6 protein-coding genes and 1 pseudogene are annotated in these 4,063 nt (G+C 63.0%); 5 read left to right on the forward strand and 2 right to left on the reverse strand.

Features of this window, described 5'->3' with window-relative positions; all coding sequences use genetic code 11:
* On the forward strand, nucleotides 1–183 hold a 183-nt coding region (locus tag EN969_RS19845), incomplete at its 5' end, for an alpha-hydroxy-acid oxidizing protein (protein ID WP_206525189.1).
* 27 nt (nucleotides 184–210) lie between these two features.
* Nucleotides 211–984, forward strand: a complete 774-nt coding sequence (locus EN969_RS19850; protein ID WP_063170129.1) for a metallophosphoesterase — start codon at nucleotides 211–213, stop codon at nucleotides 982–984.
* A 38-nt stretch (nucleotides 985–1,022) separates the two neighbouring features.
* On the opposite strand, the gene EN969_RS36645 is transcribed toward EN969_RS19850, so the two are convergent.
* On the reverse strand, nucleotides 1,023–1,154 hold the full coding sequence (locus EN969_RS36645) for a hypothetical protein (RefSeq protein WP_013893872.1): 132 nt from the start codon (nucleotides 1,152–1,154) through the stop codon (nucleotides 1,023–1,025).
* Between the two features lie 293 nt (nucleotides 1,155–1,447).
* On the reverse strand, nucleotides 1,448–2,146 hold the full coding sequence (locus EN969_RS19860; protein ID WP_063170470.1) for a type 1 glutamine amidotransferase: 699 nt from the start codon (nucleotides 2,144–2,146) through the stop codon (nucleotides 1,448–1,450).
* A gap of 88 nt (nucleotides 2,147–2,234) precedes the next feature.
* Here EN969_RS19860 and EN969_RS19865 point away from each other — a divergent pair, with 88 nt between their 5' ends.
* The 3 genes and pseudogenes from EN969_RS19865 to EN969_RS19875 form a co-directional block, all read left to right on the forward strand.
* Complete coding sequence (locus EN969_RS19865; protein ID WP_063170128.1) at nucleotides 2,235–2,882, forward strand: hypothetical protein; 648 nt, start codon at nucleotides 2,235–2,237, stop codon at nucleotides 2,880–2,882.
* Between the two features lie 31 nt (nucleotides 2,883–2,913).
* Complete coding sequence (locus EN969_RS19870; protein WP_013530342.1) at nucleotides 2,914–3,648, forward strand: 16S rRNA (uracil(1498)-N(3))-methyltransferase; 735 nt, start codon at nucleotides 2,914–2,916, stop codon at nucleotides 3,646–3,648.
* A gap of 144 nt (nucleotides 3,649–3,792) precedes the next feature.
* Nucleotides 3,793–4,063: pseudogene (locus EN969_RS19875) on the forward strand (glutamate--cysteine ligase); the annotation flags it as partial.

A 4,063-nucleotide genomic window follows, 5' to 3' on the forward strand; every position in this document is an offset into this window, starting at 1 on the left:
CTCGGTGCCAAGGGAACCTATATCGGCCGGCCGTTTCTTTACGGCCTGGGGGCGCTTGGCAAGGAAGGGGTTACCAAGGCGTTGGAAATCATCCGCAAGGAGATGGACATCACGCTGGCGCTGTGCGGAAAGCGTCTTGTCACCGACATGGGCAAGGACCAGCTCCGGCGCCAGGTCCCGTGACCGCCTGACCACGGAGACACCGAAAAGTTGGCAGAATCCGGCATCCATTTTCTCGACGCGCATGGGCCGGACGGCATCCGTCTCTATGCGATCGGCGACGTCCACGGCCGGCTCGACCTGCTGGCCGCCATGCATCTGCGCATCAGGGCCGAGATCGAGCAGGAGGCGCCTGCCGACTGGCGCGTCATCCATCTTGGCGACTATGTCGACCGCGGGCCGGACTCGAAGGGCGTCATCGATTTCCTGATCGAAGCGCAAGAGCGAGACCCTCGTCACCTGATGCTGGCCGGCAACCACGACATCGGCTTTCTCGATTTTCTCAAGACCCCTGACCCGGAAGGGCTTTTCATCCGGTTCGGCGGCATCCAGACGGCACAGTCTTACGGCGTAACGATCAGTGAAGGCACAAGCGTGTGGTTCGGCAAGGCCGAATCGGCCGTGCGCAGAGGACATCAGGCACTGGTCGAGGCCGTGCCGCAAAGCCACATCGACTTCCTGCGATCGCTGCCGTTTTCCGTGACTTTCGGGGACTTCTTCTTCTGCCATGCCGGCATCAGGCCGGGCATTCCTCTGGAGAAGCAAAACCCGCAGGATCTGATCTGGATCCGCGACGTCTTCCACAACCACCCCGACCTCTATCCGAAGATCGTGGTGCACGGCCACACGCCGGTGCCGGAGGCGGAAGTGATGGCAAACCGCGTCAATGTCGACACGCTTGCCTGGCAATCAGGCATGCTGAGCGCGCTCGTCATCGACGGCGCGGACAAACGCATCCTGACAATGACGATTAAGGAAGCTTGAGCGCCGCGCGTCGGAGGACGCGAAAGACGCTTCCCGCTTTAGCGCAGCGAGGCGGTGACGCCGTAACCGTCGACGGCGTTGTGGTTGTTGGCTGCGTCGGCGGCATAGATGCCGAGACCGCACAGCACGATGGCGGACAACATGGCAAAGGACAGAAGCGCTGCTTTCACGGAGGTCATCTCTTGTTGAGCTTTCTGCATCTGTGCACCAGGCGGTTACCAATGCGTTGAAACGGAGAATTCGCTTCAAAGTTTCGACGATTTTGCGCTTCTAGGCATGTTCTGTATCAACGGTGTGTCGCGCGGGTCACACAAAAGGTTCATAGCCGTTGCACAGAAGATGCAGAGCGCGCGCCTTCTAGGATGGCGGGCGGACACAAGCCAAGAATGAAACCGTTTTCCCCAGGCGGTTTCACCGCCGCGTGCCAATTATGTCACGCTGGAGGGTACGGAGAGACCAACGCTCAGATGGTCGCTACCCAGGCCCGGGCAATGGCGAGGCCAGCGGCATCCGCATCGGGCCCGTTGCGGGCCATTTCGCCATCGAGCTTGCCGGCCCAGTCGGGATGGCGCGCAGCGATGGTCGGGGCAAAGGACGCGCTCCAGTCCTTGACCATCGGCCGGTCGGCCTCGAAATGAAACTGGAAACCGTACACGGCTCGGCCGACGCGAAACGCCTGGTTCTCGGCGACCTCGTTGCCGGCAAGCCGTACGGCGTTTTCGGGCAACACGAAGGTGTCGTCGTGCCATTGGAAGATCGGGAACTTTGCCGGTAGAGCGCCCAGAACCGGATCGGCCTTGGCGTCAGGCGTCAGCGACACGCCGTGCCAACCGAACTCATTGGCGCCGCCGATACGGTTCTCGCCACCAAAGGCACGAGCGACGAGCTGGCTGCCCAGGCAGATGCCGAGCACGGCGCGATCCTTGTCGGCAAAGTCGCGGGTCAGTTCGAGCAGTGCCGGGAAATAGGGATACTCATCGTCGGCCAGCGCATTCTGGCCCCCGCCGAGCACCACCATGGCATCATGCCCGGCCGCGTCATCCGGCAGGGGATCGCCCCTGTAAGGGAGACGCAGGTCGAGATCGGCGCCCGCTTCCGCAAGTGCTGCGCCGACCTGGCCGAGGCCGGTATTGTCGTAGTTCTGGACCACCAGCACCCGCATCGCAAAACCCTGCTGACATGAAAAAGCTGCGACGAGCGATATCATGCCGCTCGCATTGCAGCCAAGATGCGTGTCCGGAGAGAAAACTATGCCACTGCAGAACCGGGTCGATCCGTTCGGCGCCATCCATGCCGTGCCCGATCGCGGCATGTTCACCGGCAATCGCGGCATCATCCACGACCCCGAGACGAAGACGCTCAAGAAAAAGCGCTGGGCGCTTCAAGCCTGGATCATCTGCGTCTGCCAATTCCGAAATGTGCGGCGCGAACCGATGGGCCGCAACAGGAAGGGCGGTAAAGCGGGCTGGACCGAGCTGTTCTTCCTCGACGAGGTGACCGCACTGGCGGCCGGGCATCGCCCCTGCTTCTTTTGCCAGCGCGAACGGGCCAGGGATTTCGTCGGCCGCTTCGGCGAAGCCTTCGGCATCGCCGAACCGCGCGCGCCGATGGTCGACAAGCGGCTGCACAAGGAGCGGCTGGCGTCAGGCGGCAAGCCGCCGGTGATTGCGGTTGAAGACCTTGCCGGCCTGCCGGACGGCGTCGTGGTTGCGGATGGCGGCACTGTTTATGCCCTGCGTAGCGGCAAGGCACTGCGCTGGTCCTTTGCGGGATATGAGCACCCCAACGATTTCGACATGCTCAAAAGCAAGACACTCTCGCTACTGACGCCGGCCACGACGCTCTGCGTGCTGCGGCACGGCTTTCGGCCGGTGTGGCATCCGACCGCCGAGGCTTGACGCCGGCGGCCGGCTCGCTCATTCCTCGGCGATGCGCGCCAATTACAAAATGCAACGTCTGTTCGTGACCGACGATCTCGCGCCGGACATCGAATTCGAGGCCGGCCAACAGCAGAGCCACTATCTCCTGCATGTGCTGCGGCTTGGCGAAGGCGCCGAAATCCTGGTGTTCAATGGCCGCGACGGCGAGTGGTCGGCGGCCATATCGGCGAAGACGAAAAGGGCGGTGCGGCTGAAGGTGTCGGCGCTGCAGCGGCCGCAGCCGCCTCTGCCCGATCTCGTCTACTGCTTTGCGCCGCTGAAGCAGGGCCGGCTCGATTATCTCGTGCAGAAGGCGGTCGAGATGGGCGCCGGCATCCTGCAGCCGGTCATTACCCAGCACACGCAAGTGGCCAAGCCGTCGATCGATCGCCTGCGCGCCAATGTCGTCGAAGCCGCCGAGCAATGCGGCATCCTGGCGGTGCCTCAGGTGCGCGAAGCCGAAAAATTCGACCGCCTGTTGACCGGCTGGGACACAGAGCGACGGCTGATCTTCTGCGACGAGGATGCTTCGACCAACAATCCGCTGGCCGCGCTGCAGGCGGTCAAGGAAAAGAAGCTTGGGCTGCTGGTCGGGCCGGAGGGTGGCTTTTCCGACGACGAGCGCAAGATGCTGCGCGCCCTGCCCTTCGTCACCGCCATTCCGCTCGGCCCGCGTATCCTGCGCGCCGATACGGCGGCGGTGGCCGCATTCGCGGTGATGCAGGCAACGGTCGGAGACTGGTGAGACGTCATCCCTTGCAAGGGACGCAGAGTTCCAGCAACGTTCAATTCCTGTTGACCTGTGGCTCAGGATTTTTCGCTTGATCGTCTGCTGACATTTCGTCCATTTACCGCCGGCGGTCATCCGGCCGCCTCTGAGGGTACCATCATGGCGCGCGATACGACCGATTTCCGCCCGATCGAAGGTGTCGACGAACTCGTCGAGCACCTGGCCGAAGGCAACAAGCCGCGCGACAAATGGCGCATCGGCACCGAGCACGAGAAATTCCCCTTCTATGTCGACGGCAATGCACCGGTCCCCTATGGCGGCGAGCGCGGCATCCGCGCCATCCTCGAAGGCATGCAGGAAAAGCTCGGCTGGGACCCGATCGTCGATGACGGCCGCATCATCGGCCTGGTCGAACCGACCGGCCAGGGTG

The sequence above is a fragment of the Mesorhizobium sp. M7A.F.Ca.CA.003.01.2.1 genome, from assembly GCF_003998945.1.
Taxonomy (GTDB): Bacteria; Pseudomonadota; Alphaproteobacteria; order Rhizobiales; family Rhizobiaceae; genus Mesorhizobium; species Mesorhizobium ciceri.